Source organism: Streptococcus sp. GMD1S, assembly GCF_000296875.1.
Classification (GTDB): Bacteria; Bacillota; Bacilli; order Lactobacillales; family Streptococcaceae; genus Streptococcus.
In genome coordinates this window covers 1-5,497 of sequence record NZ_AJQY01000058.1, presented here as the reverse complement: position 1 = coordinate 5,497, position 5,497 = coordinate 1, and the positions used below count along the sequence as shown (strand labels likewise).

7 protein-coding genes are annotated in these 5,497 nt (G+C 41.0%); 2 read left to right on the top strand and 5 right to left on the bottom strand.

Going from position 1 to position 5,497, the window contains the following annotated elements:
* Positions 1-86 precede the first annotated feature (86 nt).
* The 5 genes from GMD1S_RS06465 to GMD1S_RS06445 form a co-directional block, all read right to left on the bottom strand.
* Positions 87-860, bottom strand: a complete 774-nt coding sequence (locus GMD1S_RS06465; RefSeq protein WP_000673627.1) for an HAD hydrolase family protein — start codon at positions 858-860, stop codon at positions 87-89.
* 4 nt (positions 861-864) lie between these two features.
* Positions 865-1,722: a bifunctional methylenetetrahydrofolate dehydrogenase/methenyltetrahydrofolate cyclohydrolase gene (locus GMD1S_RS06460; protein WP_000057229.1), complete on the bottom strand. Its 858-nt coding sequence runs from the start codon at positions 1,720-1,722 to the stop codon at positions 865-867.
* Positions 1,723-1,870: 148 nt separating this feature from the next.
* Complete coding sequence (locus GMD1S_RS06455; RefSeq protein WP_000168536.1) at positions 1,871-2,191, bottom strand: TfoX/Sxy family protein; 321 nt, start codon at positions 2,189-2,191, stop codon at positions 1,871-1,873.
* A 33-nt stretch (positions 2,192-2,224) separates the two neighbouring features.
* A complete protein-coding gene (locus GMD1S_RS06450) occupies positions 2,225-2,959 on the bottom strand; it encodes an amino acid ABC transporter ATP-binding protein (RefSeq protein ID WP_000140928.1) in 735 nt (244 codons plus the stop codon).
* Positions 2,959-3,642, bottom strand: a complete 684-nt coding sequence (locus GMD1S_RS06445; protein WP_001011620.1) for an amino acid ABC transporter permease — start codon at positions 3,640-3,642, stop codon at positions 2,959-2,961. The genes GMD1S_RS06450 and GMD1S_RS06445 overlap by 1 nt, the downstream gene beginning before the upstream one ends.
* 192 nt (positions 3,643-3,834) lie before the next feature.
* Here GMD1S_RS06445 and GMD1S_RS06440 point away from each other — a divergent pair, with 192 nt between their 5' ends.
* Together GMD1S_RS06440 and GMD1S_RS06435 are read left to right on the top strand one after the other, a co-directional pair.
* Positions 3,835-4,065: a DUF1797 family protein gene (locus GMD1S_RS06440; RefSeq protein ID WP_000443577.1), complete on the top strand. Its 231-nt coding sequence runs from the start codon at positions 3,835-3,837 to the stop codon at positions 4,063-4,065.
* A 236-nt stretch (positions 4,066-4,301) separates the two neighbouring features.
* On the top strand, positions 4,302-5,497 hold a 1,196-nt coding region (locus GMD1S_RS06435; protein WP_000882481.1), incomplete at its 3' end, for an ATP-dependent Clp protease ATP-binding subunit.

The window sequence follows — 5,497 nt, the reverse complement described above, 5'->3', positions numbered from 1 at the left end:
ACTATATTCTCCATTATAAATTTTTAAAATCATCTAATCACCTCACTCCATTATACTACAAAAGGAGGGGCAAACCTCCTTCTACACTATTTTCCCTTAAATTCCGCAAAAGTCTGTAAGATTTTAGCTGCCACTGCTGGAGAAGGTTCTCCTTTTTGCTCTACCGTTTCATCTGCATATGGAGTAAGGCCAGCAAAATCGCCTATCTGAACTGAATAAAGAGATGTCTTAAACAGTTCAATATCGTTTTGGTCATTTCCAAAAGCGATGAAGTTCTCCCCACATAACTTTTCAACAGTTGTCGCCTTATGAGTATCCAAGGGATTAACATAAAGGCACTTTTCATGCTCATGATAAGACAGATGAGCCTGTCCTAGTCTTTCTAGCTGACCAAGCAGATCATCAAGCAAATCCTCATGGTCACCCATATAAACGACTACCTTAATCGGAGTACCCAAGTCCTCGAGTTTCTGATGACGAGCTACCTTTAGGGGATCCACACTTGAGAAAAATGGAATCTTCTCTACAATCTGACCACTATAGTCAAAGCAATCATCTACAAAGAAAGGGAGATTATAAGTCTGGCAATAATCCACTAGCGCCTGATAAACTCTAGCATCGAGATTCCTTTCAAAGATACCCTTCCCCAAATGATAGGCTACACCGCCATTCAACCCTATGACCAAGCGCTGACTGAGTTCAGGGCCTAATAAACCCAAACAATCCCGATAAGAGCGAGCTGAGGCAAACACAACCTCATGCCCATAATCTTCAGCCTTTAAAAGAACCTGCTGAATCTCCTCATCTATGGTCATGTAGTCAAAAGATAGCGTTCCATCCAGGTCAAATACGAATTTCATCTTCCTAGTCCTTGTTTAGTGTTCGAAGCGCTGCCTGATAGGTTTGCTCCATTAGCATGGTAATCGTCATAGGGCCAACTCCACCCGGTACAGGTGTGATGTGGCTGGCAAGTGGTGCAACAGCATCATAATCAACATCTCCACAAAGCTTGCCATTTTCATCTCGGTTCATCCCAACGTCAATGACAACCGCTCCTGGTTTGACAAAGTCAGCAGTCACAAACTTAGCGCGACCGATAGCAACCACTAGAATATCTGCCTTAGCAGCCACCTTGGCAAGATGATGGGTGCGTGAGTGGGTCAAGGTCACAGTCGCATTTTTAGCCAAAAGAAGCTGGGCCATCGGCTTCCCGACGATATTTGAACGACCGATAACAACCGCATTTTTACCTTCTAGATCAATCCCATATTCATGAAACATTTCCATAATTCCTGCAGGTGTCGAAGGAATCATAACTGGATGACCAGACCAGAGGCGACCCATGTTTAGGGGATGGAAACCATCCACGTCTTTTTCGGGGTCAATGGCTAATAACACTGCCTCTTCATCGATATGTTTTGGCAAAGGTAATTGAACTAAAATCCCATGCCAAGCTGTATCTTGATTGTATTTGGCAATCAAGTCTAACAATTCAGCTTGGGTAATGGTCTCTGGAACTCGCACGACTTCACTACGGAAGCCAGCAGCGAGAGCTGACCGTTCCTTGTTGCGAACGTAGACTTGGCTGGCAGGATTGTCCCCCACCAAAATCACTACCAATCCTGGAACTAGACCTGTTTCTTCTTTTAGTTTGGCCGTCTTTTCAGCCAACTGTCCTTGTAACTTAGCTGCAAGAGCCTTCCCATCAATAATCTGTGCCATATCTCTTCTCTTTTCTATCAAATATCCTCTATTATATCAAAAAATAACTCGCCATTCTAACACTTCTTGCCTAATGGACCTTATAGTCTGAAACTATAAGAAAAAGCCCTTATCGAGCTTTTATGCCTATTTATACTAAGTAAACTTGTCACGCTTTCTTTTTGACTTTTGGAGCCGGTAAGACTTCATACATCTCCTTAATTAATCTCGTTAGAAATGACTTATCTTCAATGTCTTCTATCAAAATCATCTCCTTAGCTCCTTCATAAGGACGTTCAAGCCTATTCTGTCTCAGTTGATCCATGACCACCTTCACAGGCTTCAGTAACAAACGATTATCATAGATTCCCCCAATAATCTTCCCACGATAATAAAGGATATACTCTCCCATCATTGGACGATAACTCATCTCCTCTAGCTCTGATAGCTGTTCGAGAATAAAATCTAAATATTCTTTACTGGAAGCCATGATGCCTACTCCATTTCTTCTAAAAATGAGGTCTTACAAAACCTTACTCAAAAATTCCTTGGTCCGTTGTTCTTTTGTTTGATCGAAAATCTCCTCTGGTGTTCCATCTTCGACAACAACCCCATCCGCCATAAAGATAACACGGTCTGCTACCTCACGCGCAAAGCCCATTTCATGAGTCACAATCACCATGGTCATCCCTGACTTGGCAAGGTCTTGCATAACAGCTAGAACTTCTCCAACCATCTCAGGGTCTAGGGCTGAAGTCGGCTCATCAAAGAGCAAAACATCTGGCTCCATTGCCAGTCCACGTGCGATAGCAATCCGTTGTTGCTGACCACCTGACAAACTCTGTGGATAGGTCGTTGCCTTATCTGGCAAGCCAACTTTTTCTAACAGTTCCTGTGCTCTTTTCTTCGCAACTTCCTTGCTTTCACCTTTGGTTTTAATTGGTGACAAAGTGATATTTTCCATCACTGTCATATTGGGAAAGAGGTTGAATTGTTGGAATACCATACCCATCTTTTCACGCATGGTAAAAAGGTCATTTTTCTTATCCGTAATATCGACTCCTTCAAAGATAACCTTACCTTTACTTGCTTCTTCAAGGAGATTCATCGAACGAAGGAGAGTTGATTTCCCGCTACCTGACGGACCGATAATGACCACAACTTCTCCACGTTTAATCTCAAGATTGATGCCTTTTAAAACTTCATTTTTCCCAAAAGACTTATGTAATTCTTCAATTTTAATCAAGGTTTCTGTCATTATTTCTTGTCTCCTTGTCCAATATGTTTTTCAAATGCTTTCAACGCTACTGTCAAAACAGAGGTCATAATCAAGTAGTAAAAGGCTGCAAATAAAAGTGGAGTCAATGGTAAATAAGTTGTTGTTGCTACTGTCGTTGCACCATTCCACAACTCCATCACCCCAATCGCCGACAAGAGGGAACTATCCTTGATAATGGTGATAAATTCATTTCCTAGAGCTGGAAGAATATTTTTGATAGCTTGTGGCAAAATGACATAACGCATGGCATTTTTCGGACGAATACCAAGAGAGTAAGCAGCCTCTAACTGCCCTTTAGGAACCGCATTGATCCCAGCACGAACAGTTTCTGAAACGTAAGCTCCACTATTCATAGAAATAATCAGAATACCAGGAATCAAACGAGAAAGATCAACTCCTAAAATTCCCACTTGGATAGTCGGAGCATTGATATGCATAAGAGCAAAGGCAATCATTATTTGAACCATCATCGGAGTTCCACGGAAGATCCAAACATACACATTTGCAAACCAAACGAGCGGTTTAAAGTGTGAACGTTGAGCAAAGGCCAGTAACACACCTATAATGGTCCCTAAGCAGACAACAAGGATGGAAATCAATACGGTAATCAGAGCACCATAGTTAAAATATGGTAAATACTTTGGTAAAAAAGAAAAATTCATATTCAATCAACTTTCTATGTATTAGATTGTATGATTATAACATGAATTGAATTAAAATGCAATCCTTTTTCCCCTGATTTTAACAATTAACTTGATAGAATAGAGAAATAGAGAGAAATCACAGTTTTTTTCTAGTCAACTACCTCTTGTTTATGGTAAAATAGAAACGATAAGAAATGGAGGAGAATCAAAATGGAATCACATTTGGTTAGAATCATTAACCGCCTAGAAGCAATGACAAAAGATGGTGGAAATCTAAAACGTAATTTTGAACGTGAAGGTGTTGTTGTCGCAGAAGTTGCATACAGCCACGACGAAGAAAATGGATCACTCTTCACCCTTCGCGATGTAGAAGCTCGTGAAACTTATACCTTTGATAGCATTGATTTAATTGCAATGGAGATCTACGAACTCCTTTACTAATATAAAAACAACGGGCAGTAAGTCCCGATGAATGAGAATCCTTTTTGTCACCACAAATGGGATTTTTTCTTACCTTCAAGCTGCTTAATTCTCCATAAATCCTTCTTTTAAAAACGACCACTTCCCAATCTTTTTACTTGCTTTACACCTTAATCATGCTATAATGAGAGTATAAAACTTTGACTATTCTTGACCTTTTTCTTAGACCAAGAATAAGAATGAAATGAGGTAGATGTATGCTCTGTCAAAACTGTAAAATTAACGACTCAACAATTCATCTGTATACCAATATCAATGGACAGCAAAAGCAAATTGATCTCTGTCAAAATTGCTATAAAATTATCAAAACAGATCCAAATAATACCCTCTTTAAAGGAATGACTGACTTAAACAATCATGACTTTGATCCTTTCGGCGACTTTTTCAATGATTTGAACAATTTCAAACCTTCTTCTAATAACGTCCCTCCAACTCAATCTGGTGGAGGATATGGAGGAAACGGTGGTTATGGACCTCAAAACCGAGGCCCACTTCAAACACCACCTAGCCAAGAAAGAGGACTCCTAGAGGAATACGGTATCAATATTACTGAGATTGCTCGTCGGGGAGATATTGACCCTGTTATCGGTCGAGATGAGGAGATTATCCGCGTTATCGAAATCCTCAACCGTCGAACCAAGAACAATCCTGTCCTTATCGGAGAACCAGGTGTTGGTAAAACAGCCGTTGTTGAAGGTCTAGCTCAGAAGATTGTCGATGGGGATGTTCCCCATAAACTTCAAGGCAAGCAGGTCATCCGTCTGGATGTGGTCAGTCTAGTCCAAGGAACAGGGATTCGAGGCCAATTTGAAGAACGTATGCAAAAGCTCATGGAAGAAATTCGCAAACGTGAGGATATCATCCTCTTTATCGATGAAATCCATGAAATTGTTGGTGCAGGATCTGCTGGCGATGGCAATATGGATGCAGGCAATATCCTCAAACCAGCCCTTGCCCGTGGTGAATTGCAAATGGTTGGTGCCACTACTCTCAATGAATACCGCATCATTGAAAAAGATGCTGCTCTAGAGCGCCGTATGCAGCCTGTCAAGGTAGATGAACCAACTGTCGAAGAAACCATTATCATCCTTAAAGGGGTTCAAAAGAAATACGAAGATTACCATCACGTCAAGTACACTGATGCTGCTATCGAAGCTGCTGCGAATCTTTCCAATCGCTATATCCAAGACCGCTTCTTGCCAGACAAGGCTATTGACCTGTTGGACGAAGCTGGTTCAAAGATGAATCTAACGCTGAACTTTGTTGATCCTAAAGTGATTGATCAGCGCTTGATTGAGGCTGAAAATCTCAAGGCTCAAGCTACACGAGAGGAAGATTTTGAAAAGGCTGCTTATTTCCGCGATCAGATTGCCAAGTACAAGGAAATGCAAAA

Bases quoted from the DNA above. Each gene is read 5' to 3' on its own strand.
- GMD1S_RS06465 (WP_000673627.1), bottom strand. From the start codon at position 860: ATGAAATTCGTATTTGACCTGGATGGAACGCTATCTTTTGACTACATG.
- GMD1S_RS06460 (WP_000057229.1), bottom strand. From the start codon at position 1,722: ATGGCACAGATTATTGATGGGAAGGCTCTTGCAGCTAAGTTACAAGGA.
- GMD1S_RS06455 (WP_000168536.1), bottom strand. From the start codon at position 2,191: ATGGCTTCCAGTAAAGAATATTTAGATTTTATTCTCGAACAGCTATCA.
- GMD1S_RS06450 (WP_000140928.1), bottom strand. From the start codon at position 2,959: ATGACAGAAACCTTGATTAAAATTGAAGAATTACATAAGTCTTTTGGG.
- GMD1S_RS06445 (WP_001011620.1), bottom strand. From the start codon at position 3,642: ATGAATTTTTCTTTTTTACCAAAGTATTTACCATATTTTAACTATGGT.
- GMD1S_RS06440 (WP_000443577.1), top strand. From the start codon at position 3,835: ATGGAATCACATTTGGTTAGAATCATTAACCGCCTAGAAGCAATGACA.